This is a genomic window from Bradyrhizobium japonicum USDA 6 (assembly GCF_000284375.1).
Lineage (GTDB): Bacteria > Pseudomonadota > Alphaproteobacteria > Rhizobiales > Xanthobacteraceae > Bradyrhizobium > Bradyrhizobium japonicum.
In genome coordinates, this window is record NC_017249.1 from 8,137,075 (window position 1) to 8,161,380 (window position 24,306).

General features: G+C 59.0%; 17 protein-coding genes and 5 pseudogenes. 7 read left to right on the top strand and 15 right to left on the bottom strand.

All coding sequences use genetic code 11. From position 1 onward, the window contains the following. The first annotated feature begins 55 nt into the window (after positions 1–55). The 4 genes from BJ6T_RS37790 (at position 56) to BJ6T_RS37810 (ending at position 4,724) form a co-directional block, all read left to right on the top strand. Positions 56–421 carry a Nif11-like leader peptide family natural product precursor gene (locus BJ6T_RS37790; protein ID WP_011084781.1) on the top strand — a complete coding sequence of 122 codons (366 nt, stop codon included), beginning with the start codon at positions 56–58 and terminating at the stop codon, positions 419–421. Between the two features lie 716 nt (positions 422–1,137). Next, complete coding sequence (locus BJ6T_RS37800; protein WP_028143999.1) at positions 1,138–1,605, top strand: hypothetical protein; 468 nt, start codon at positions 1,138–1,140, stop codon at positions 1,603–1,605. A 46-nt stretch (positions 1,606–1,651) separates the two neighbouring features. Next, the gene (locus BJ6T_RS37805; RefSeq protein ID WP_011084778.1) at positions 1,652–2,044 is read left to right on the top strand and encodes a hypothetical protein; all 393 of its coding nucleotides are present in this window, start codon (positions 1,652–1,654) and stop codon (positions 2,042–2,044) included. Positions 2,045–2,744: 700 nt separating this feature from the next. Then, positions 2,745–4,724, top strand: a complete 1,980-nt coding sequence (locus BJ6T_RS37810; protein WP_014497841.1) for a RiPP maturation radical SAM C-methyltransferase — start codon at positions 2,745–2,747, stop codon at positions 4,722–4,724. 89 nt (positions 4,725–4,813) lie between these two features. Here BJ6T_RS37810 and BJ6T_RS48805 read toward each other — a convergent pair. Both BJ6T_RS48805 and BJ6T_RS37815 read right to left on the bottom strand, forming a co-directional pair. After that, positions 4,814–4,938, bottom strand: a pseudogene (locus BJ6T_RS48805) (aldehyde dehydrogenase family protein); the annotation flags it as partial. 99 nt (positions 4,939–5,037) lie between these two features. Continuing rightward, positions 5,038–5,256, bottom strand: a complete 219-nt coding sequence (locus tag BJ6T_RS37815; RefSeq protein WP_223153707.1) for a hypothetical protein — start codon at positions 5,254–5,256, stop codon at positions 5,038–5,040. 392 nt (positions 5,257–5,648) lie between these two features. Between BJ6T_RS37815 and BJ6T_RS37820 the strand changes: the two genes are divergently transcribed. Beyond that, on the top strand, positions 5,649–6,995 hold the full coding sequence (locus BJ6T_RS37820; protein ID WP_014497842.1) for an IS5 family transposase: 1,347 nt from the start codon (positions 5,649–5,651) through the stop codon (positions 6,993–6,995). A gap of 376 nt (positions 6,996–7,371) precedes the next feature. Here the strand turns inward: BJ6T_RS37820 and BJ6T_RS47745 are convergent, their stop codons facing one another. The 6 genes and pseudogenes from BJ6T_RS47745 to BJ6T_RS47755 all read right to left on the bottom strand — a co-directional run bounded on the left by BJ6T_RS47745 (position 7,372) and on the right by BJ6T_RS47755 (position 12,643). Beyond that, complete coding sequence (locus tag BJ6T_RS47745) at positions 7,372–7,599, bottom strand: IS3 family transposase (RefSeq protein ID WP_370091571.1); 228 nt, start codon at positions 7,597–7,599, stop codon at positions 7,372–7,374. A gap of 8 nt (positions 7,600–7,607) precedes the next feature. Further along, the gene (locus tag BJ6T_RS37825) at positions 7,608–7,907 is read right to left on the bottom strand and encodes a transposase (RefSeq protein ID WP_011084772.1); all 300 of its coding nucleotides are present in this window, start codon (positions 7,905–7,907) and stop codon (positions 7,608–7,610) included. A 205-nt stretch (positions 7,908–8,112) separates the two neighbouring features. Next, entirely contained in the window at positions 8,113–10,431 is a 2,319-nt protein-coding gene (locus BJ6T_RS37830) for a S9 family peptidase (protein ID WP_014497844.1), read from the bottom strand. Positions 10,432–11,207: 776 nt separating this feature from the next. After that, positions 11,208–11,788, bottom strand: a pseudogene (locus BJ6T_RS37835) (IS6 family transposase); the annotation flags it as partial. Between the two features lie 427 nt (positions 11,789–12,215). Beyond that, positions 12,216–12,356 carry a hypothetical protein gene (locus BJ6T_RS47750; protein WP_154694111.1) on the bottom strand — a complete coding sequence of 47 codons (141 nt, stop codon included), beginning with the start codon at positions 12,354–12,356 and terminating at the stop codon, positions 12,216–12,218. A gap of 116 nt (positions 12,357–12,472) precedes the next feature. After that, positions 12,473–12,643 carry a hypothetical protein gene (locus BJ6T_RS47755; RefSeq protein ID WP_162130978.1) on the bottom strand — a complete coding sequence of 57 codons (171 nt, stop codon included), beginning with the start codon at positions 12,641–12,643 and terminating at the stop codon, positions 12,473–12,475. 75 nt (positions 12,644–12,718) lie between these two features. On the opposite strand from BJ6T_RS47755, the pseudogene BJ6T_RS44450 reads away from it, so the two are divergent. Beyond that, positions 12,719–12,925, top strand: a pseudogene (locus tag BJ6T_RS44450) (IS256 family transposase); the annotation flags it as partial. A gap of 695 nt (positions 12,926–13,620) precedes the next feature. On the opposite strand, the gene BJ6T_RS37855 reads toward BJ6T_RS44450, so the two are convergent. Continuing rightward, positions 13,621–14,358, bottom strand: coding sequence for a glycoside hydrolase family 12 protein (locus tag BJ6T_RS37855; RefSeq protein ID WP_014497847.1), 738 nt, complete (start codon positions 14,356–14,358; stop codon positions 13,621–13,623). Positions 14,359–14,651: 293 nt separating this feature from the next. On the opposite strand from BJ6T_RS37855, the pseudogene BJ6T_RS48810 reads away from it, so the two are divergent. Then, a pseudogene (locus tag BJ6T_RS48810) lies at positions 14,652–14,981 on the top strand (IS256 family transposase); the annotation flags it as partial. Between the two features lie 305 nt (positions 14,982–15,286). On the opposite strand, the gene ltrA reads toward BJ6T_RS48810, so the two are convergent. The 6 genes and pseudogenes from ltrA to BJ6T_RS37890 all read right to left on the bottom strand — a co-directional run bounded on the left by ltrA (position 15,287) and on the right by BJ6T_RS37890 (position 24,004). Further along, positions 15,287–16,552, bottom strand: a complete 1,266-nt coding sequence (ltrA, locus tag BJ6T_RS37860) for a group II intron reverse transcriptase/maturase (protein WP_225895121.1) — start codon at positions 16,550–16,552, stop codon at positions 15,287–15,289. A 507-nt stretch (positions 16,553–17,059) separates the two neighbouring features. Further along, a complete protein-coding gene (locus BJ6T_RS37865; RefSeq protein ID WP_014497849.1) occupies positions 17,060–17,251 on the bottom strand; it encodes a hypothetical protein in 192 nt (63 codons plus the stop codon). A 17-nt stretch (positions 17,252–17,268) separates the two neighbouring features. After that, positions 17,269–19,635, bottom strand: a complete 2,367-nt coding sequence (locus BJ6T_RS37870; protein WP_223153708.1) for an LPS-assembly protein LptD — start codon at positions 19,633–19,635, stop codon at positions 17,269–17,271. A gap of 1,269 nt (positions 19,636–20,904) precedes the next feature. Further along, positions 20,905–21,687: pseudogene (locus BJ6T_RS44460) on the bottom strand (IS5-like element ISBj2 family transposase). Between the two features lie 398 nt (positions 21,688–22,085). Then, on the bottom strand, positions 22,086–22,922 hold the full coding sequence (locus tag BJ6T_RS37885) for a hypothetical protein (RefSeq protein ID WP_028144470.1): 837 nt from the start codon (positions 22,920–22,922) through the stop codon (positions 22,086–22,088). A 17-nt stretch (positions 22,923–22,939) separates the two neighbouring features. Then, positions 22,940–24,004, bottom strand: coding sequence for an IS630-like element ISRj1 family transposase (locus BJ6T_RS37890; RefSeq protein WP_011084514.1), 1,065 nt, complete (start codon positions 24,002–24,004; stop codon positions 22,940–22,942). Positions 24,005–24,306: the final 302 nt, after the last annotated feature.

Genomic DNA, 24,306 nt, shown 5'->3' on the forward strand with positions numbered 1-24,306 from the left:
TGTGAGCCCGAGATGGATGATTTGGCGACTTTGAGCAAAGGCACGGAGACTGGCTGTGTCGCGAACTGACGTAGAGCGATTCGTCAACGATCTGGGGAACGACGGTGGTCTGCTTGAACGCGTAAAACCAATTGCTACCGGCCTTGCATCGATTGTCGCGATCGGAAAGAGCCTCGGCTACAGCTTCACACCTGATGAAGCTAAAAGTTGCATTCGAGCTCGACAGAAGTTGACGACTAAACCGCTCGCCGGTGGCACTTTTAATTCGAGTGATACGATCTCGACCGGCGCTGTTCAGGCCCTTGCAGAGGTGGCCACGAGCGGCGCGCAAGCCGCGGAAGCGGCCTCTGACCACGCCACAGCAGTTGAGCCCGTTGCAGTTGTTGTGGTTGTTATTGTAGCGGTCGTGGCCGAGGTCTGACATGCCTTCGCTCTGACCGCATCGGGTGGTTGCTCGAGGAGGCGATGAAGTGCGATGAAGTGCGATGAAAACATGAAGTAAGCTTCGTCAATGACACACGCTGCCGCCGAGCACTACCGACAGATTTTTGACCGGCGTACCCCGGAGCAACTGCGCACGCTATCGCATCTCAAACGCTTCATGGAGCGGTTAGTCGGTGACGAGGAGTTCCGCAGGGCGCTTGCGGAGGCAATCGCCACCCCTCGAGCGGTAACAGAGCGGTACGGCATCAATGTGGATCCAATGGAGGTGCTGCCGCTCTGGCGCGGTGGCTACCAACAATACCGCTTCAAGCCGGAGTCTGCGCCGTGGCCGCTGGCTGTGATGTGGGATGAGTATCTCCGCGAGATGATGCGTCATCGCGACCTCTTGCGCGACGAAGGCGAGATGTCGACGATCAATCCTCGCTTTCATGCTTGGCGCGAGCGGCAAATCCGGCGCTGCAATGACCAATTGGGCGTGTCGGCGGCGTCGCTCACGCACCCCATAATCGCTTTCGAGCTAAGCGAAGGCTGCAGCGTCGGTTGTTGGTTCTGTGGCCTCTCGGCCGATCGCTTTACAGGCTATTACGACATAGCAAAGAGCATGCAGCGCTTTGGCGGGGCGTGGTTGGTGTCGCGAGCGAAATGTTTGGTTCTGCAGTCCGCACGGGCTTCTGCTACTGGGCCACAGATCCTATGGACAACCCACACTACGATCGCTTTCTGTTCGACTACTATCAGATTACGGGCGCGTTACCGCAAACAACAACCGCAGCCCCACTCAAGGATCCGGCACTCACCAGGCACGTGCTCGGGCTCTTCAATCTATATCGCACGACGACGAATCGTTTCTCCGTGCTGAGCAGGGCCCATCTTAATCAGATTCACACGGCCTTTTCGCCTGAGGAGTTGCTAGGAGTCGAACTCATCCTGCAGGGCAAGGAGGCGCAGACAGCAAAGGCCATGGTCGGGCGCGCGCGCGAGCGGAAGGAGAAGCGCAGGGGCGCTAACAAGGACGGTGCAATCGCCTTTCTGGAACGCAATCACACGACGATCGCCTGCGTTTCCGGCTTCCTCGTAAATATGCGGCAGGGGCGTTTACGACTGGTGACGCCGGTGCCGGGTAGCGATCGCTGGCCTCTCGGGTACCCGCATTCTGGGTGAACGCTTCTTCAGCACGCCTGACGGTTTCCGGGGCGGGCTGCAGAGCATGATCGAACAGTATATGCTCGAGAGCCCAGCCCATGACCTGCCGATCCGCTTCCGCAGGGACCTGCAATATAAGGCAGGGAACCGGTGCTTTCATCTTCGCTCACGCAACATGGAACACCGCGTGCTCGACGACATCGCCCCGATTTCCGTTGGCCCTTTGATCGCGGACGGCAACTGCACAATGTCGGAGCTGGTTATTCGGGTCGCAGCTGACGGAACAACCCTCCTTGGGGTCGCCGACTTGCTCGATCAGTTGTACATGACCGGGCTGATCGAAGAAGACCTCGACGACTGCTTCATCTGGCAGACCGGTGACTGGACGACGAGGCGCATCGAAGGAGTCAAACACGCGTCCTCCCATACGGGTGCAGATTGTGCCGATTCGCATTGAGGCACTACTTAGCCTCAAGCGACAGCAGCATCCCACCATCCAGCAGTGCTGAGCGCGATGACATGCCGCTCCGCATCCACGGTCCCTGGCTTCGTGGCGTGCACAACCGGCGTGACAAAAGAAGACCAGCGGGGTTCCGCGCTTGCGGCTTCGAGCCAAGCCCTCATTTCGGGCATCAGCGGTGCACGACTGGGACGCACGCGGTTAAGTCGAGAATGGCTTGCCCCGCCCAGTGGTCAATCAAATGGTTCTGCCAGACGACGGTGCCGCTGGTTCCGGAGAGGTCGTGGCTTTTCGTGGCGCGCCACTGCAACTTGCACTGGCGGTGATCCCTGCTAGCGGACGACGACGCGCCTGAAACTTTGATAGGTCCATGTGAATGACGACGTCAGTCCGTTCATCAATGATGAAAAACAGCGAGTCTCACTCGAGGGTGGCGCCGCTAAATACCAGAGCGGAGCCGCGTGCAGGCAATTATTCCCCGTTCGGCTCCAGCACTCTCTGCTTGCTCATGCCGTCCAGTCGCCGGGCAACGAACGTGACGCGGAAATCGTGGCTCGAAGCGGGCTGCCCACTAGCCGAATTAGCGACTTCATGTTCACGGCTCCGGTCAGGAGTCGCGCAGAATTCACTTTGCCGTCCGGCGCATGAGACTATGGCATGGCGAACGCACCTGTGCGCACATCATGAATAACGTGGAATGATTATGAGTATCGCTGTGCCAATCGTCCTAGTCAACATGCCTGTGTCGGCAGTCGAAAGGCCGTCACTGGCGCTTGGTCTGCTGAAATCAGCGCTGACCCAGGCTGGACTGCAATCCACCATAGCATATGCCAACATCTGGTTTCTAGAATACATAGGCATCGCCGACTATGGACCTCTTGAGAATTGCCCGCCAGAGGAGGCACTGGTTGATTGGCTGTTCGCGGGCATTGCTTTTCCCGGCTTCGAACCCGAACAAAACGCCTTCCTCGACCTCTATTTCGAGCGCAACCCGATACACGCAGGCAAAGGTATGGCCGAGCGTCGCGCGAATTTCCTTAGGCTGCGCTCGCTCATCGGCGGGTTTATCGACTGGACGGCTGACAAGATATTGGCGAAGCGGCCGGCTATGGTCGGGTGCAGCTCGACCTTCACCCAGCATGTCCCCTCGCTCGCGTTGCTGCGCCGGCTGAGCGAGCGCTCACTTGATCTTGTCACCCTCATGGGTGGAGCGAACTGCGAGTCGGTAATGGGGCGCAGCACTCACGCGCGTTTCCCATGGGTCGACTATGTCGTGTCGGGCGAGGCCGACGCACTGATCGGCCCGCTGTGTTGGGACATCCTAAATCGCGGCAGAGACATCCCGCCTGCTGACCTGCCATTTGGCGTTTTCGGCCCGACGCATCGCGAGGCCGGCTATCCCGCGGCGTCGACGCGCGACTTAGTGCCCCGCGCCGTGATCGAGAACATGCGTGACCTGCCGCTGCCGGATTTCTCGGACTATTTTGCGGAGGTTGAGGCGTCGCTCTACGCCGACCGCATCCATGCTGGGCTGCCGATGGAGTTCTCTCGCGGCTGCTGGTGGGGCGAGCGCAGTCATTGCCTGTTTTGCGGGCTGAACGGCGGATCGATGACCTACCGCCAGAAGCCCGCGGGGCAGGCCGCAGCGGAGATGATTGAGATGTCGGCGCGCTACGGCTCGTCGCGCATCGAAGCTGTAGACAATATTATGGCCATTGACTACCTTGAAAAGGCGCTCCCTCACCTCACCGCGCTACCCGAGAAGCTCGCGATCTTCTTTGAGGTCAAAGCCAACCTGAAGCGCCACGAAGTGGAAAAGCTGGCTGCCGCCGGCGTCCGCTGGATTCAACCGGGTATTGAGAGCCTGGATACTCGTGTTTTGAAGCTGATGCGCAAAGGAACGACCTCAGCGCACAATGTTCAGCTGTTGAAGTGGTGCCGTCAGTACGGCGTGCGGGTCAGTTGGAGTTTATTGTGGGGCTTTCCCGGCGAGTGTGATGCATGGTATGCGGAAATGGCCTCTTGTTTGCCGTTGCTGCATCATCTGCAGCCGGGACCTGCGGTACGCTTGCGATACCAGCGCTACAGCCCCTATCATTACACAGCTGAGAAACATGGACTGAAGCTGCTCCCGGCCGCCCCCTATCGCTACGTGTATCCGCTGTCGGAGCGCGATCTCTCGGAACAGGTATACTACTTCGAAGACAGCGAAGACCACGATGTCGGCGGCCATTTCACACCGCGCGACGAAAACCGCCCGGGGCTAAATGCCGTCGCCAAGGGCATCGATGCCTGGCTGAAAGCCTGGAGGGGGCCGACTTTCTCTATGCTGTCGATGCAGGACAACGGCGACGAAATCATAGTCGAGGACACGCGAGCCATAGCAATCGAGCGCGAACACCGCGTCAGAGGCCTCGAGCGAGAAATTCTTCTGGCCGCGGACGAAGGCTCGCCTGAAACTCGCCTGTGCGATCGGCCGGGCGCGGCGAATGTAATGCAGGGCGAGATTGATGAGGCGATAGCTAACATGATCGCCCGCAAACTGATCGTACGGCTTGACGCGCGGCTGGTTGGGCTCGCGTTATGGCATCCATATACGCCAATCCTTCCCCTGACTGCGTTCCCTGGTGGCTATCTCGACCGACGCTCCACGCCAGTGGCCCTCCCGCGCGAATAAGGAAAACTGCGGTGTGCACTTCGCAGGGCCACACCCCTCGCCTGTCTCCTTTGCTTGGCGCTCGCGCCAGCCTTGTCATTTTTTTCGCCCGCGTCGTTGAGCACAATCAACGGCGTCGAGCCCAAAGCTCCAACATATATGGTTTGAGATATTTGGCCGAAGCGGCGGCGATAATCGCGCCAACCCTAGTGGAGCCGATGAAGTTTATGCGGCGTTCGTTCCGCATTAGATAGCTTAAATATGCGCTACGAACTGCATCGCTCGATTTTCGTAGACTACTTCATCGGGCGAAAAGGAGAAACCGCATCGAACTTCAACTGTTTGACACAGGTTGCAGCTGCCAAAGCGTCGTGTAGTTTATCGGTTCGATCATCGGCTGTAATCGATCCAACTGCTTCGCCGCGTCCAGATCGACACATAGACTTACATTCGTGAGCGACGATGTCGTCACGACTGCACCATCATAAAATGCAGGCAACCCGCGCATCGTTTCGATGCCGGGGCGAATCCCCTTATCGTCCTCGATCATCATTTGCCGCATTTCCAAATTTATCCGGCGGACATCGAAGAATAGAGCCCCTCACGATTCACTGCATCTCCCTTAAGCTGTAAAACGATATGATGAACCGGTCCACGATTGCTATGCCGACGCGTAGGGTCAGGGCCTCGCTCGGCCGCGAAGCTTCTCGTCGGGCTGGTCAACGCTGGATTTGGAGTGCCTGTCAGGTTCCATGGCTCGATTGTTCTGATCCTCACCAGTTGTCCGTGAACAAGCCTCCAAGCACTTGATTGAGAGTCTGTTTTCCGGTTGCGGCGGCATTTGAGATTGCAGGGGATTGGGGCTTCACAGCAAAAACCTGCAATTTCGATTTTGGATTTCCCTGCCGCTGCGAACCGTGATTCTGTGCTGCATCGGAGGGACCGATGCGACCAAAGAAGCACAGGACGACAGGCTCGAACGATCTGTTCCGGTCCCGGCTGGACCAGATCATCAACATGCGACACGAGCTGGTTCTGCTCGCCGGCAGGGTCGATTGGGACTGGATCGACGGCGAGATCGCGCCGCTCTACAGCGACAACGGCAGGCCGGGTATCGCGACCCGCTTCATGATCGGATTGCTGCTGCTCAAGCACATCTACGGCCTGTCCGATGAGGGGGTGTGCGAGCGCTGGGTCCACGATCCGTACTTCCAGTTCTTCACCGGCGAAGAGTTTTTCCAGCACGTTTTCCCGCATGAGCGCTCAGACCTGAGCCACTGGCGCAAGCGGCTCGGCGACAAGCTGGAGCGGTTGTTGGCCGAGAGCCTTCGCGTGGCGCACGCGAGCGGTGCGTTGCGCAGCCAGGACCTCAAGCGGGTCACGGTCGACACGACCGTCCAACCGAAGGCCATCAGCTTCCCGACCGACGCCAAGCTGCTGCATGCAGCGATCCGCGGGTTGAACCGCCTGGCGAGGAAGCACGGGGTCAGGCTCCGGCAATCCTATGTTCGCGTGGCCAAAAGCGCGGCGATGATGGCGGGCCGCTACGCTCATGCCAAACAATTCAACCGGCATCAGCGACAGCTGCGCACCCTGCGCAGCCGGCTGGGCCGGATCATCCGCGACATTCGCCACAAGACCGAGGGCCAGGCCGCACTGGAGGAGGCATTCGCCCTGCCGCTGAGCCGAGCCACCCAGATCGGCTCGCAGCAGCAGCGCCAGCGCGGCTGGAAGTTGTATTCCTTCCATGCTCCGGAGGTCGAGTGCATCGGCAAGGGCAAGGCCGCCGCGCCCTATGAGTTCGGCGTGAAGGCCTCCATCGTCACCAACAACCAAAGAGCTCCGGGCGGCTTGTTCGTGCTCCACGCCTGCTCGCTGCCGGACAACCCCTACGACGGTCACACCCTTCGCAACGTCATCGAGCGCACCGAGAGCCTCACCGGCTGCCCGATCGAACGGGCCTATGTCGACAAGGGATATCGCGGCCACGACACACAAAATCCCCGCCGCGTCTTCATCTCGGGCCAGAAGCGCGGCGTCTTCGGCGTCATCAAGCGCGAGCTACGCCGCCGTTCCGCCATCGGGCCCATCATCGGACACATGAAGAACGAAGGTCACCTTGGCCGCTGCTATCTCAAAGGCCGCGCCGGAGATGCCGCTAACGTTCTCCTCTCGGCCGTTGGCCACAACCTCCGCCGTGTCCTGGCTTGGCTCAGAGACCTTTTGTCCCTCTTCCTGCTCTCACTCTGGCCAACGCTCAACTGTCCAGTTCAGCCCAATTCGGCTTATTAACGATCGACTCACCACGCTCATTGGAGAACGTAGAGGTTTCTCAACCTCCGAGCTAAGCTCGGATCCTCCGCGCGAGCTACGGAGGGTTCAGTTCGAGAAGCTGATTGACGCGCTCGAAAACAACAGCCCGGCGAAATCGACACTCACCTTTGCAATTTACCGGCCGAGCCAAGAGCCGCTTCGAAGGCATTGCGTTGGTCAAGTGTCCAGAGATCTCAGAATGGGGCGCTAGCTTCCGAGAAGCTGACGAGCCTCGGCCCAATGCTTGGTTCGATGTTGAGAACGCCGTCGAGTTTTAACCGGCAGGGGTGCTAGCGGCAGCAACAGCTGAACGGTGAATGTCCCGTATGATCTTCCCCCAAAAAATTAGACGGGTTTAGGCGACGTTTAGCTCCATCTCGATCGGGGCGATATATCCCACGGCGGAATGGAGCCTTGTTCGGTTATAGAAGCCCTCGATGAAGGCGAAGATATCACGCTGGGCGTCGGCGCGGGTCTTGTAGTTGCGATGATGAACGAGTTCGGTCTTCAAGGTATGGAAGAAGCTATTGCGCCTCCAATAAGCTGACGGCCGCTGCCCTCCCGGCCGCAGAGAATAGCACAAGGCTGTTTCTAACCCGCGCAGCGTGCAACGGCTCTGGACAGTTTTTTAAAATGTCGCGCTCGTTCGGTCTCCTGGCGCAGCCGGGCGATCTCCGAAGCCTGGTCCGCCGACATCGGCGTCACCTGCGTGGTGGGGCGCCACCTCGCCGATGCCGGCTCCTGCCGGAGCTTGTCGACCCAGCGCCGCAGCACCGAGTCGCGCAGACCGAGCTCCTTGGCCACCGACGTGACCGTGCGACGGCTGGACACCACCAACTCGACGGCCTGGCGCTTGTACTCCTCGGTAAATGACCGACGTTGACGTTCCATTCGACACCTCCGGGCTCAATGAGCCTACTACAGGTGTCCACTCATTCGGAGGAGGTTCAGCGCCTGTCCCAAAACTCCCAAAGAGTCATAGATGACTGTGCTTTTGCTTACTAATGCTGAGAGACAAGCGAAATCGGAGGGCGCTCGTTCGAGTCGCCACGGCGTTGGACCTAAATGATGATAGCTCTTCGCGCAATCATGGCCCTTAATTGGGTTTCAGCAGCTCAATCGGTAGGGCGTTCCAGTTAGGTGGTATCTGCCCAAGAATATTGCGAACGAAGAAGTCCAGAAGCTTGAGCTCGCTATAATTGCCGGGCGCTCCGTGATCTGCACTGGGTACCACAAGCATGTCGAAGTATTTTCCTGCCTTGATGAGCCGATCAGCCATCTGGAAGGTAGAGGACGGATCGACATTGCGGTCCATTTCGCCGACAACGAGCATCAACTTACCCTGTAGTCTGTGGGCGTTGTCGATGGCGGAGGACAGCGAATATTCGATACCAACCGGCCAACCCATCCACTGTTCATTCCACCATATCTTGTCCATCCGGTTGTCGTAACAGCCGCTGTTAGCCACCGCCACCTTGTAAAAATCAGAATGGAAGAGCAGCGCGCTCACCGCGTTCTGCCCGCCGGCGGACCCGCCAAAAATGCCGACGTTCGAAATATCGTACCATGAATACTTCGCGCTCGCCGCCTTATGCCATAGAATCCGATCGGGAAAGCCGGCGTCCTTTAAATTCTTCCAGGCAATGTCGTGGAACGCGCGCGAGCGATTGTTCGTACCCATTCCATCGATCTGAACGACGATAAACCCCATTTGGGTGAGCGGCTCAACCAAGGCCGAGAACGACTTCGGAACGAAAGAACCCGTAGGGCCGGCATAGATGTTTTCCACCACCGGGTATCTCTTGTTTCGATCGAAGTTGAGGGGCTTGTGAATAACCCCCCATATATCGGTCTCGCCGTCCCGGCCCTTGGCATGGAAGCTGAGGGGCGGCTGCCAGCCGGAGGCGATGAGTTCCGAGATATCGGCGCTCTCAACCTGCATCAGCTCGGCATTATCACTGGCGCGATACAGCGCCAAGCGCGGCGGGACATCGATGCGTGACCACAGGTCGACATAGTAGCGGCCGTTAGGCGAAAACTCAATGTGATGGTTGGCCGGTTCAGGAGTGAGCGCGGTCAGTCCGTTCCCATCGAAGTCGACACGGTAAGCATGGACAAAATAGGGATCTTCCCCTTTGTCCCTCCCGCTCGCACCAAACCAAATCTGGCGCTTGACCGGATCGACGTAGTAGACCGCGCGAACCACCCAATCTCCTCTAGTGATCTGGTTTTTGAGCTCGCCGGTTCGGCCATCGAAGAGGTACAGATGCTCGTATCCATCGCGCTCGGACGCCCAGATGATCTCCTTTCCGTCCTCAACGTCGTAGCGGAAGAACTTTCCAGTGTTCTGCTGGTCCATCACCAGAGGCTGGTAATCGATGAAGGTAATGCTGCGCTCATCAATCAGAGAGCGCACCTTACCCGCAGCAGCTTCCACCTCGACAAGTCGATAGAGTTGGTGCCCGCGCTGATTATACTCGAAGGTGAACCCGCGACCATCCTTCCACCACTTGATCGGCGAAAGGTGGTAGGGATTTGGAAAGGAAGCATTGTCGATTTCAATCTTGCTCTGCATGATGATGTCAAACAGCACCGGCTGGAGCAGCGGCAAGGCATCACCCGGCTTCGGATACGTCATCGTCGAATATCTAGGTTGAAGCTCGTCCGTCGGGGACGATTCGATGTAGTGGATCTGACGTTTGTGGCCTGGACGGATGCGGTAAGCCGCGAGGTGACGCGAATCTGGAGACCATCTTAGCGTCGAGAAAGCATAGTAGTTGCCTTCCGATCCGTCCCAGGTCAAAGGGATGTCCTGCAAGCCGTCCTCGCTGCGCAGGAAGATATTGTATTTTGTAGTATAGGCCAACCATTTGCCGTCAGGGGATATGCTTGTGTTCTCCGGATCGTTCTCCGCGGGCGGAGTGGGGTCATAGCCCATCTGTTGATGGACGTCCGGGTGCATGGCATTGGCTGTGCAGCCATAGCTTACGAGGTCGCATGTCCACCGGGTGTTGTCGATGTTGAAGGTGATCATGCGAGCATCGTCGGCCAGCTCGAAACGGTCGAACGGCAGATTGTCGGCCTTATAGTTCTCGAGGCTTGCCCTGGCCAGCGCCGCCGCGAGGCGGGTATGATCAAAAGCCGGCTGCTTTCCGCCAGTGGCAGCATCGACCTGCATGAACTGGTGCTTGCCTTGAGTCGTCCGTCGGTAGACGAACGCTTCGCCCTCTGCGAGCCAGAACGGAACGTCGGGCATATTGACAGTGAGCTGGTTATATTGAGCGCCGATCGTTAGCGCTCGCTCGTAATCGGACGGCACCAGCAGCGGCTTTGCAATGTTGTCGGCCGGAGCCTGCGCGGCTGCCAATCCCTGCTGACCCAGCAGCGCAAGCATGAAAGCGCCGAGCTTGTACATGATCGTTCACTCGTCCTCGTTGTGTGGGGATAACGGAGGCTGGGGTTGACCTCACGAAATTGGCGCAGCTGCGTTCAGTGTCTCCTCCAAAGCCCAGCACTGACCCTTGCGCACAAAGCGTCCTAAACGTTGCACGCAAGTCTTGGGCCAGAATCAGGCTCCGATCTCCCAGACACCTGAGTGGGCGACTGGGCGGCACGGTCTAAAGCTGTGATCACCGCTCTGGCCCCCGGCCAGGGATGCAGGGGTATGGACGACGTCGCCATAGATAGATGGGCCTAGGGGTCACTGAAGATGTCCGGCATAGCCGCCACCGCCGTGCACGCCAATATAATTCCCGGTCCAGCTCCACAGTGTCGGATGAAACCTTCACCGCTGGATCGAGATCCGCCGAATTCGCGCCACCGCAAGCGGCAAGCGTAACTGCTGCCGCGCCCCGTATAAGAACTCCAGGTCGCATATCACCTCACGAACAACACATGTGCGCGCCATCCGCAACGACGTTCGATGTCGTGGCGTCGCTTCTACGCCCCTGGTGGTGAGCAGACTCCATGCCAGCGAAGCGATGCGCATTCCCGACGGCTTCCGATAGCTATGTCGCTTACGCGACAAGGCTAGCGATTGTTGAGGCAAGCCGTATGTCTGACCTCGAACACACCAGAACGTCCTGCCGTAGCGGCCGATCAGCTTTGCGGGCTGCATCTCGGTCTTCGTCGGCCATGATGCAAGAAGGCCAAGGAAGAACGTGTGGGCGACGCATGGATGGCATCGTCAACTTAATCGACCGCCGAGACGAAGGAGGCGATTTTCAAAGGTCCGAGATTCGGCGATAGCGCTTGTCGCGGAGATTTCGCGCCAAGTCGCAAAGGCTCGTTCGCGCGAAGCACGACGGAGGTCGGCGGCGACAGCTCCGAGATAGGGGATGCGGAAACGTTCGCGACCTGATCGTGAACTGACTAAAACCGTTGAGCCTGATGGGGCGCTTTGAAACGCTTCATGATCCGCTCGCGTCGCCGCGTCTGCCGATGAGAATTCTCGGCGCGATTGTTGAGAGTTTTGTGCGGGCGATGTCCGACGTGAAAGCCCATGCTCGCCCTCGCAGCGCCGTACGAACGGAGCTTGTCCGTGATCATCACGCGCAGCGGCGTGCCGGCGGATTCAAGCGCTTCTTCATGAGCCGCTGCGCAGCGCGCGAGTCTCTTCGGGGCTGGATCAAGACGTCGAGAACGAAGCCATTCTGGTCGACAGCGCGCCAGAGCCAATGTTGTTCGCCCGCGATCGAAATAACGACCTCGTCCAGATGCCATTTGTAACCGCGAGCGGAAGCGCGCTGGCGGATGCGATCGGAGAACGCCTTTGCCATGGTCGGTGTTGTAAATCTCCGGCGTGCCGTACGTCGCCGCGCCTCGTCCAGAGCCGCCACGCAGAACGAGACGTCCATCGTATTCGACAGCCGCCACGCCAGAACCGCACGGCTCGCTCAGTCGATGATGGCGACGAGATAGAGAAAGCCGCGGCCGATGGGCAGATACGTGATGTCGGCCGCCCACACCTGGTTCGGCCGGTCGATCGTTCATGTTGCGCAGCAGATCGGGACAGAGATCTTGTGGCCCGGCGCCGGCTTTGTCGTGTTCGGCTTCGGTCCCAGCGCGGCGATGCCCATCTTGCGCATCAACTGTTGCACGCGCTTGCGATTGACCGCAAGCCCCTCAGCCTCAGCATCGCGGTCATTCGCCGCGAGCCCAGGAATGGCCAGGCGGTGATCAGCTCCTCGATCCGCTGCATCAGGGCAAGGTCGTTGAATTGGCCGGCTGTAGCGGCCGGTAGACGCTAGAACGGGCGATGCCGAGCAACATGCATTGCCGACGGATCGACAGCGCCTGGTCGACGCGCTCGAGCATTCCTCGACGGTCCGGCGTGCTCATCTTCCGGACCTCCGCGCTAAAAACTCGCGCTCGACCGTCAGTTTGTCCGATCTTGGCGTGCAGCTTCTCGATCTCGCGTTCGCGCGTTTCCTTCGCTCTCGCGCCCGACACCCACGTCAAAAGCCGGGCCGCCTGGTCCAGCAGCTGCTTCTTCCAAGCATAGATCTGGTTCGGTGAACCTCATAGCGCTGGGCCAGATCGGCAGCCGTCGCCTGCTCCCGCACCGCTTCCAGTGCGATCTTTGCCTTCAACACCGCGTCGATCTTCCGTCGCGTCTTCTTCGTCATCATGCCCTCCGTCGATCAAACGGAGCGGCCCTTTTCCAACCTGGCCTCTCGTCCCAAAACCGGGGTCCATTTCAGGGCACCATTCGCCGGGTCACGCGCAACGTCAAACGCCGGCGGGATGCCGGTATGACCTTGCGATGGGTCGCGGCCGGCATGATCGAGGCCAACAAGGGTTTCCGATGATTGAAGGCGCATAAGAAATCGTCGGTTCTGCGTGCGGCCCTTCAAGCTCACCACGATCGCATGACGATCAAGCCCGTTGCCCACGTCACGAGCGCGGCGCTCAACAGCGATCGGGACATCTCCCGCTACCTTCGCTCACGAAAGGTCGCGCAGCGGGCATTGATCGTTCTCACCCAACTCGGCGAGGTGCGGAATGGCCCGTTTCAAGAACAGTGCCGAAAGTTCGGTGGTGATGCGAAAATCCAAAATTGCGTATTTCGCTCGCTATTTCTTTGAGCTTGTGAAAAACGGGCGCACTGCAAGGTAGGAGCAGCGGCACAGCTTTCGTCCGTTAGAATTGCTGGTCGTCCCACGACATGTTTCTCTCCTCGGGGGATTGCGAACGAAGATCGAGGGCGACTAGGCGAAGAGTCCACTTCTCGACGTCGCCCCCGCAACAAACCACCCAGCCCCCGACGGGCTGCCCACGCAGCGTGAGCATTGTGCGAATCGATTTTCGTCCGGTGCGATCAGCTCCACATGTTTGCTAGGGAGCTGTCGCATTGCCTGGCCGAAAATGTTCCTGAACTGAGTTGTTGCCTCACGTAATTTTCTCTCCACCGCTGGTAGCGCCAGATCCGTCACCTTTGATTGTTCTCGCAGCGGCTCCAAGGCGATCTTTGCCTTCAGCGCTGCTTCGATTTTCCGTCTCGTTCTTCTTCATGGTCTCCGTTTATCAAAACAAAACGGCATCCGCACCATCTGAGCCGCCGGTCCAGAATCCGAGGCCACTTCACCTCACCGACCGTGGGTACTCACCTCGATGTCAGGGTCCAATTATTGAAGTTGAAGTTCATCCCACCTGGAGAGGAGGTGATCTCAACGCCGTATTGGACGTTGCCGACGTTTATCTCCCCAAAGTACCCTTTAGACTTGATCCACTGCAGGACACTCTTGATATCCACCGTCCCACTGTTGGTCTTCGAAGTGCGCAGGAATGAGATGACCTTATGGTGATTTTCTCCTTGAAACACGTTCCAAGTCGCTCCGCCTACATCGACATTTGTGTAGATCGGTATCGCCGCCCCGGAAGAAGCGTACTTGTAAGAAATGGGCTTGACGTTGCCGCCACCATCGGGATTGCCGGTGTAATTCGTCCAGAGCATTATCTCATACTGATTTGAGCTATCCCAGATATCGTAGGCGACGTCCCAGGCGCCGCTAGTCGGAACTTCCTGATTGAAGTTCGAGATCAGAGTGTTGATCGAACTGAGCGGTTTGCCGACATTGAAACCCTCGTGGGGATAGCTCTTGATGCCACCAGTATCAGGCTGGTTCGACCACACCCCCCACTGGTTGACAGCACTCACCGAGATAGTCTGGGGTCCTGCGCCCCTGCCCCATACGTCGTTGTTCCAACTGTAGCCATCGATTGAAAAGCTCCCGTATTGAGCGCTCGAACTCCATATCGGAGCTTTTGCCGATATTGGCACAAGCGCAACACTGGCCGCACTCAGGGCCGCAAACACCTTTAGCTTTGACACGCTCGCCATTCTCAATCTCCAACCTGACCTTTGCCCGCTCGCCCCTCGCAAGAGTTGGGCCATTATGCGCAGAGCCAGACGTGCTATTTTTCTCGCGCTCCGGGTTGCGTTCCCGACAGGCTGGCGGATTTCAGACAGGGTCCCGCCGCAGGATTGGTTGGAATTGAAAGCGGCGTAGTCTCTGAGGTGATCAACCTCGAATCATCCGCCGTTTGGAGCGCCGGATCGGAGACCATGCCATGACCAGCAATGTCACAAAGATGCATTTCCCCGCCGTGTGAAAGAGAGACGGCTCCGCAGCTTTTCGAAATTGGTTCGATCCGGTTGAAACGGCGGTGCGGAAACCAACGCGGGAACTCATTAGAGGAATTGCTCCGCAGCGAGCTCGATGCGGCCCTTGCGCGGCCGCGCTACGGACGCGGCATGAAGGCCGGCCATGAGGGAACGCCCCGTTACGGGCATCGACACGGCAGCCAGCCGCGGTCGCTGACCGGTAGCTTCGGGTCGATTAAAATCGCGGTCCCGCGTGCGCGGCTTGACACCCGCGATGGGGGACGACCGAATGGAAGAGCCAATTGCTGCGGGCTTGCAAGGATCGCCTCAGCCCTGCCGAAGTAGACATCGACAGGAGTGAGGTTGTCGATGCTCTCATGATAGCGGACGTGATTGCAGTGTTCGACGAACCGGGACGAAGCGCATGGTATTGCGCGCGACAGCTTCGCTGATCGCCTCTGCGTCGGCATCGTCTACCTCTCGCACCCCGCGGCCATCAGTCTTCCCGCGCTTGAGTAGAGTCGAGGAGAGGCGCGGTGATGCGCTTGTTGCGCGTTCCGTTTCCTCTCCCCGCTCATCAAACCGGACGTGCGGTTTTCCCGCATCCGGCTTTCCGACAGGTTTCGTCACAAGGCGCACGTCGGCGACACTTTGCGCACGCGGTTCAGCACAAGTACGCCAGGGTTCCCATAGATCTGATCAGAGAGCCACGTCCTGGCGTCTTATGTCGTCTGCGCAGAAAGGCGAGCACGCGGTCAAAGACGTGTCGATCAACGGCCTGATGAGCCGTAGCAAGCGAGCCATAGCTGAAGTAAGCGGACCAGCCGCGCAGAAGGCGGTTCAGTCGTGCTTGTACTTCGGGCCAAGCGCCCTTGTTGCCCGGCGTCAGCAGTTCGCTGACCTTCCTCTTGATCCGCAGCACGCTTTTCTTCGACGGAGCCGCGCCAAGATACCACCGCCCCCCATTGCGGAAGTGGCGGGGTCCGAGCGTGTACCCAAGGAAGTCAAAGCTTTCCAATCGGGCATTCTTCACCGAGGTTTTAGTCTCGTTGAGTGTCAGCCCAAGCTTGGTCATCACCGCTTTCGTCCACGTCAATGCGTCTTCCGCGTGGCCGCGGCTGAGAATGACGAAGTCGTCGGCATAGGAGATAATCTGGCCATGGAATGCTTCACACCGACCGCTGAGACGCCAATGCTTCAGGAACCGGTTCATGTAGATGACGGAGAGCAGCGGACTGATGACACCCCCCTGTGGCGTGCCACACTTGTTGCTCTTACCGCCGCTCATGCGCCGTTTCCCGTTGCTATCCCGCTCCTCGACCGGTACTCGCAGCCATAACTTAATCAGCCGCAGCACATTCCGGTCGACGATGCGTCGGGCCACCGATTTGAGGAGGTCCGAGTGCGGTATCGTGTCGAAGTATTTCGACAAATCGGCGTCAACAACATCTGTGTAGCCCCGGCACATAAGCCGGTGCACTTCCTTGACGGCATCGACCGCGTTGCGGCGCGGGCGATATCCATAAGCTCCGTCCTCAAAATCCGCCTCGAAGATCGGTTCCAGCACGATCTTTGCAGCAGCTTGGACGACCCGGTCCCGGATTGTTGGGATACCGAGCGGACGTTCGCCGCCGCCGGGCTTCGGGATCATCACCCGCCGCACCGGATCGGGCCGATAGGTCTTCGTGACGAGTTCATCGCGCAGGCCAGCCAACCATGCTTCGAGTCCCGACGCGTCGATCTGTTCGAAAGTTATTCCGTCCACTCCCGGCGCACCCGCGTTGGCGCGGGCCAGCTTGTAGGCATGGCTCAGAATGTCCTCGCGGCAGATCTTGTCGTACAGCACGTAGAAGCGGAAGGCAGGCTCCGCCTTCGCCTTACAATAAAGCTTTCTTTCTCTGAAGGCTCCTGATCTTATCGGGCGTTTCAAGGCTCATCGCCAATCTACCCTTTCCCTCGCCATCTTCAAAAGCGCACCTGAAGTCAGGGTCCTTTCCTCCGCCGGAATTACCCGGTTTCATCGGTACCTTTGACCCTGTCCGACTCCCGTCCGGTCCATCGACTACTCAATGCTGAAGGCGCGACCTTCGACCAAGACGGGTCTCCCCCGATTACCCGTACTACCTTTCCAACGTGCCGTGCCCATTACCCCGGTGAACCAGACAGGTGCGTGCGTCGATTGCTTCCCTGTCCGCACGGCCTTCCCCGCCATACGATCGGGTCGGCATTCACATCGTAACTTTCGAGGCGTGCTCAGGCTTCACTCACGTTACGGCCCGCTGGATTGCTCGGCCGCCTAAAGCGACCTTTGTCACGAGGCTTCGATCCGTCCGATTGCTCGTCCAAACCGCTCGTCAGCTACCAGATCAATCGACAACTCTCTGGGTGGATCCTTCCTCCACTGGTAATACGCGCCGTCGGGGCGCACCGAATGGCTTCACATATTGAGGTAGCAGCAGTTTGACGTCATGACCCAAAGCCGCGATCTCGCGCGCCCAAAACCAACATGGCTGAAGTGGAACAGTTCTGCGCGTTCGTCGAACTCGAGCTTTCCCAGCACAGCCGTGACCGCCTGCCCGCTATTGCGCGCCTCGGTCGTGGTGGTGACGTCCCCCGACGTGACCCGCATGCGCCGCTATCCGTGCCTCAGAAGCCGATTGCGATCGTCCCGAATGTTCGTAGACCTATACTTAGCATGTAGGTCTCATTCAAGACGGGGGGCACGCCGCCTACCGTATAATTGTAGGATTTCAGATAGTTCAATCCCAGCACCAAGCAATCGTCGACATAGCCGGCACCGACCACATACTGGTTGATCTCGTTGGCCTCGAGGTCCCAGCGCGCCGAGCCCGTGACCACCCAGTTGGTCGCGACCTTCAGCGAGCCGGTGGTGAGGATGCCTTCGCGGCGGGTCAGATAGCCGAGCTCCGGCTGTGCCGCGTAGTTGCCGTACATCACGCTGATCGACCAGCGATCGAAGTTGGCGCGGCCTTCGGCCTCGAAACGCTGGACGTTCCAGGTCTGCTCGTCCATGCGGGAGCGGACGCTGAAGGTGTAGGTGCGGTTGGGCGAGTAGTCGATACTCGCCACGTAGTCGGAGCGGGGCTTGTCGAGACCGGAATCGAGGCCCGTGTTGATGGAGTCCCGGACCGCGTAGGAGTTCATGCCGAACAGCTGGTAGGACTGGCCGAACAGCACCTTGGCCGCGCCGCCCTTGTCGAACTGCGTGGTGGCCTGCACGCCGACATTGGCGCGGCCGCCGCCCTCGACGCGGTCGTAACCGGAGAACTTGTCGACGCTGAACAGGTTCGACGTTTCGAATACAAAACTCTGCGCATCCTCGTTGGGAAACTTGCCGGCATAAGTCTCGTTCGGGCGGATGATGATCTGCGCGATCGGCTCGACGGTGGTCGAGCCCCAGGGCTGAACGTTGATGAAGGGATAGCGGTATTCGAGGCCGACCGTCGGCATCAGGCGGAATGCCTGGGTGTCGCCGACCGGTAGGTAGTTCGACACGCCCGGCTGGTTCGAGACCGAGGAGTTGATTGCATCGGCGCGCAGGCCGGCGAACGGCGTCCAGATCTGGCCGAGCGGGTCGGTGAAGGATTTGCGCCACTGCGCTTCCGCCGACAGGCGGGTATAGGTGCCGGGGAAGCCGCGCAGCAGGCACTGCGATGGCGTGCGCGCGAGCGGATCGGCCGACGCCGTCGTGCACAGGCTGTTGGTGTTGGCGAGCGTGGTGATCGGATCGAACACGGCGCTGTCACGCGACAGGTTGACGGAGTTGGTCTTGTAGCTGAACTCGCCGCCGAACACCGGATAGTTGAGCACGTTCGAGTAGTCGATCACGGGGTAGACGATCGGGACCTTGTCCTGGTTGCCCGAGAAGCTCCGCCAGTACATCGTGCGTGCGTCGAAGAAGCTGCGATTGCCGGCGCCGGTCAGATAGAGCTGCGAGACCGCGTCGGTCGGCAGGTTCAGGAACGAACCGAGCGGGTCACGGTACTGCGACAGGCGGTAGTCCGAGAAGAAATAGTAGTCGGACATCACGACGCCGTCCCAACCCCAGACCCATTTGTCGTTCAGCGCGAACTGACCCTTGGTCTCGACGGCGCCGCGCCACTGGCGGTCGCCGGGCTGCCCGGCGAAGGCGCCGCGATCGAGCTGGTCGATGCCGTAAGCACGGATCTGGTAGGCGCCGCCCATCAGGCGCTGGCGGAACTCCGCCTGGAACAGCACGCCCTGCCTGGAGGTGATGCGCGGGTTGAAGGTCACGTCCATATCGGGCGCGATCGCCCAGTAGAACGGGACCTCCACGCCGTAGCCGTAGCCCGTGTTCGAGGTGAAGCCCGGCATCAGGAAGCCGGACTTGCGCTTCACGGTCGGGTCGGGCGTCGAGAAGTAGGGCATGTAAGCGAGCGGCACGCCGAAGAACTCGAGCTGCGCCGTCTCGAAGTACAGCATCTTCTCCTGCTGGTCGTGGATGATGCGGGCACCCTTGACCTGCCAGAGCGGTGGCTTCTTCGGATCGTCCTTGCACGGAGCGCAGGCCGTGTAGACGCCGTTCTCGAACACGGTGTAGTTGCCGCTGGAACGGTCGGCGCGCGTTGCGGCCATCCGTGTCCGGTCGGCGGTATCGACCCGGAGCGAACCGACGAATCCGTCGCGATAGTCGTCGGACAGATCGATCGTCTCGGCATAGGTGATCTTGCCCTCGGCATCCGTCATGCGGATGTTGCCTTCGGCATGGAGCCGCTTGGTCTTCTGGTCGTAGGCGACCTTGTTAGCCTCGACGCTGGTGCCGTTGTAGAACAGCTGGACGTTACCGACCGCCGAGATCCGCGAATTATTGTAGTCGTAGACGACCTCGGTCGCCTGAACCAGCATCTGGTTGTCGTTGGCGGCCTTCGGCGGCTTCGGACGCGGCGGCTGCGTATTGTAGGAGACGTTCTGCGCCGATGCCTTTACGACGGGGCCGAAACCAGTCGCGATGACAACGGCTATGGCAAGCAAGCAGTCGCAGACTAGCGACGTGAAGAGCCACGGATCGTGCCCTGGCGCAACCGCAGTCAGTTTGTGACGATGCGCAGCCACAGCCACTAACCTTTCCGTCGGGTCAGCAAGGCCAACAATCTGATGAAGCGGCCAACGCAGACTGGCGGCCAGACCGAAGTCTCCAGTTGCATGAACTCACACTTACTTGACGTCCTGATACAACTAGCCACAACAGCGAGCAGGAAAATGGTGAACACGTTACCTTAAATTCTCGGCATCGAGCCGTAGCACTGGCTCCAGCCCTCTTGCGGTTGCGCAGAAACCCTCGGCAATCGACGCGAACCGCTACGCTGAAATCTCTTCAAGTCGGCCTCGCTTCGGCCCAGGGAATTCGTGCTGAAGGCGTCGCGCTGGAAGGTTTGCGGAAGCATGTGATGGCTGATCTGACGGGTTATCAGGTTCATCCGAACCGAACTATGCCTGGAAGCACAGCTACTGGAGCAAGCTGCGAGAGCCCAGGAGCAGCAGCAGCGCTATGGGCGGAGCGCGAAATGCCGATCGCGGAGAAACTCCGCGTCTCCGATAGGCGATCTTGGGCGGCAGCTTTTTCAGCAAAGGGATCAGGAACACGAGCAGTCCGCGCTCATTGGCCAAAGCTTTGACGAACTGTCGGTCCGCCGACCATGCCACTTGGTTCGCGTGGGTCGTTCCGATATCTGTCAGCTGCGACCTACTCCGAAGGATGCTGATCTGTTGTTGTTGCGGCGAATATGCCAGCTGCTTGCTAATCGGCCGTTTCACGCCCCCCGGCGCATGACGGCCATTATGCGGGCCGGGAGCCATGCGGTGAAGCGCGAGCGGGTGAAACCGTTGATGTGCAGAATGGGAAGGCTCAGGCCGAAGCCGCGAATAACGCAACCGTCGGGGCCAGAGGCCAATGTTGTGTTCTGCTCCGCCGTTTGCGGATTGGTGCCAGAGGATCAGACACAGCTTCACTGCTGGCCCAAAGTCGGCCGGGCCGGCCTGCCGCGGGCTAGAAGCGCAATGGTTGTGGCTTCCCAAAGACGAACTCCAGATCGCATCATGCACTCCGCTGCCCCTTCCTGTCCAATAACGAGCGCCTGCGCAAACGAAGCAAGCTGCGTGCCGCTCGAAGATGGAGATCCTCAAGCGGGTTTGTTCATGGTACATGCGTCCGGTTGTGGACATTGGTCCGAACCAGACAATCGAGTCCTTGGCAGTGATATCGGTAGTTGGTGGAACGCACGATTGCACTAGGGTCCAGACTCAATTGAGCCAATATGCGACGAGAGCGGCGAGATGAACAGCGGCCAAAAAATTACGGGCGAGCTTGTCATATCGCGTGGCGATGCGCCGGAAGTCCTTGAGCCTGCCAAAGCAGCGTTCGATGACATTTCGTCCTTTGTAGGCGCGTTTGTTGAAGCGATGGATGACGACACGGTTAGATTTATTGGGGATTACGGGCTTGGCGCCACGACGAATGATTTCGCCGCGAAGCTTGTCGCCATCATACCCTTTGTCGGCGAGGAGCACGCTCATGGGTGGCGCGAGCGCCAGGACATCGGGAGCCGCAGCGATATCGGCATCCTGGCCTGGAGTCAGATGCAGGACGACCGGCCGGCAGAGCGGATCGCTCAGCGCATGGATTTTTGTCGTGCGGCCTCCGCGCGAGCGGCCGATTGCTTGATTGTGCTCCCCCCTTTTCCGCCGGAGGCACACCGGTGAGCTTTAATCGAGGTCGAGTCGAGCGACAGTACGACGCCGTCTTCGCCAGGCTTGGCCAGCGCTTCGAAGATTGCGCACCATCGTCCTCGCTTGGCCCAGCGATTGAAGCGATTGTAGATCGTCGTGTAAGGGCCGTATTCACGTGGACAATCACGCCATCGTGCACCCGATTGCAGCATGTGAATGATGCCGCTGACGATGCGTCGGTCGTCGTCCCGATCCGGCGCCGTCAGTCCCCTCGGCAGATGCGGTTCGATACGCGCCCATTGCCTGTCGTTCAGCCAAAACAAACCAGCGCGCATTCTCTCGCCCCCGAATCAACACGTAGGCAAGAGAATCACGTGGCGCTATTTAGGTACAGACCCTAGTGCGCGCAAGCGCTCGTCAGCCCAGATGGCAATTGATGAGGGCGCGCCGCCTGTGTTCGATGGGACGGACCAGATGGTCGATCGCCGACGCCTAAGCTATGAAGAGCTGCCTGCCAGTTGTGCGCTAATGGCCCGCAACCCGACGCGTCCACACGATTATCAAGCGACGGCAGGCACTGCACTTTTCAATTCGGCTCGCTCCACGGCCAGCGGGCGGTGCTCGACGACATGGAATGGCTGGGCGACGAGCATATCGGGCGAATTACGCCCTCCTGTTACAGGAGTTGAAGAGGGACATTCCGGATCTGGCGGCCCGGACTCGTTCGTGGAGTTCGTGACAACCCATGTGCTGCGCTACACTATCCTTCCGCTTTCATTATTATTCCCGAGCAGGCAACCGCCCATAATGCCATTTGTTGCATTAGCAGCCCAGTTGTTCGCAAACAAATCATCGACATCCTTGCTCGGGAGCCCCCCACCGGGATTCGCCGCTTGTTGAACAAAGGCTTGCGCCAGCGAGTGCCGAAACGCAGAGATGCTTTCCGCATCCATGGGCGAGATCTCGCAGACCAAAGCTTTACTGTCGGCATCCATTAAGACCTGTGGACCAAAAGCAGTACCGCTCGGGTTTGACGCCATAATCAACGTGAAGCTAATTTTGACCCCGGCCGAGGTCGTAAAACTATGAGATGCCAAAGAAACTAGCCTCTGCATCAGCATCGAACCGACAGGCGCCTCCGCACGGAGAGCCGGACCATTCTGCCGGAACGATCTTGCAGGAGCGAACGACGCCACTCGAGGCCCTTTGTCTGCTCTCCTCTTTAGAACGTCTTCGTCGGGATAATTTGACGGCTCGTCACTGCTCAGCGTCATCGATCGATAGCGCAGACGCGAGGGCGCTGGAAGAATCACAGGAGCCAATACAGCGTTGCACGGTGCACCCGCATTAGCCCCATTGAAGCTGAACAGATCCGCACCCCGCTCAAAGAGCTCCCCTCGTATGGGCTGGTTGTCACTGAAAAGATGGAGGGCTTGGCATTCCGACTGAAAATTATCAACAAGTAGGATGGAAGAAACAATCAGCATCCCGGCACAATCACTCCGATAGCCGGAGCGTTTTGCCATGGCTCCGCGGTTGCTCACCACCAGCAAAAGCAAGGCCGCAAGCACGCTCACGAAGTACAAAAACACCAGCCTAGTACCCGGAATCAGAGCTGAGTGATACGGCGGCCTTTGAAACGGCGTTGACGGACCTTTTTCTTGGTCCAGACGAAGGGCTCGGCTCTGTCGTTGTATGCGTTGACGTAGGCATCGATGTGTTCCTGAAGCTGCTTGAGGCTCGTGAAGGAGGTGCCGCTGAGCGACTGCCCCTGCAAGATGGAAAACCATACTTCGACCTGATTGAGCCATGACGCACTTGTCGGCGTGAAATGAAATTGCACGTTGGGGTGGGCCTTGAGCCAGTCCTCGTTCTTTTTATGGGTGTTGAGGTTGTCGAGGATGACGTGAAGCTTGCGGTTCGGAAAAGTCGCGGTGACGCTGTTCATGAAATCGAGAAACTCGACGCGGCGCCGGCGTTTTGAATGGGTCGCGATGATCTTTCCGGTGGCGACTTCGAGCGCCGCAAACAATGTTGTGGTGCCATGCCGCTTGTAATCGTGGCTTTGGCCGGTTAAGGCGCGGCCATTGGGCAACTTCAGATAACCCTGCGCTCGCTCCAAAGCCTGGATCGAGGGCTTCTCGTCCACGCACAGCACAATGGCCTTCGCCGGCGGCGCGACATAGAGGCCGACAACATCGGCGGCTTTGGCCGTAAAGTTCGGGTCGTTGCTCTCGCACCAGGACTTGCGAGCCACCAGGTCAATCTTGTGGCTGCGCAGGAACCGCCAGACATATTGGACATCGACATCGCCCAGCGCCTCGGCCAGCAGGGGGCCGGTCCAGCGCGCAAACCCTTGCGGTGGCGGCTTATCCAGCAGCTTCAGAATCCGCTTGTCGGTCGTCTTCGTATAGATCGGCTGCTTGCCAGGCCGCGGCTTGTCTTGCAGCCCTTCAAGGCCATGGTCGGCATAGCGATGCCGCCAAAGGCTGACAATCCGCGGCTGGACCCCAACTTCCTTGGCGATCGACCGGGTGCTGCGCCCATCCGCCGCCAACAGAACTATCCGCGCCCGCTTCAAATCGCGCTGCAACGTCACCGGTGAGCGACAGCACGCCTCAAGCACCTTGCGATCTTTCCTCGAAAGGTGGACTTCTCTTGCTTCGGGTATCATCCCGACCTTGAATCACGACTCACGTTCCAAGAAAAGTGGGTACTAGTGAACTCAATCGATACGGCCCTCATCAGAAGTTCCTTCACCCCGATGTTATGGGGCATCACGTGCTAACCGATGTCCGCCCTGCACTGAGCCCTGATGCCACATTCATGCCAAAGGCCCCTGTTGTTTGCGGACGCTTGTCACTTGCGTTCGCCAAACGACGTCCGGGTATAAACCCCTTGCTGAGCAGATCGACAATCTCGATGTCCTAAGAACAAATGGCCGTCGGCATCACGTCTGATAAGTCCGACCGCTGA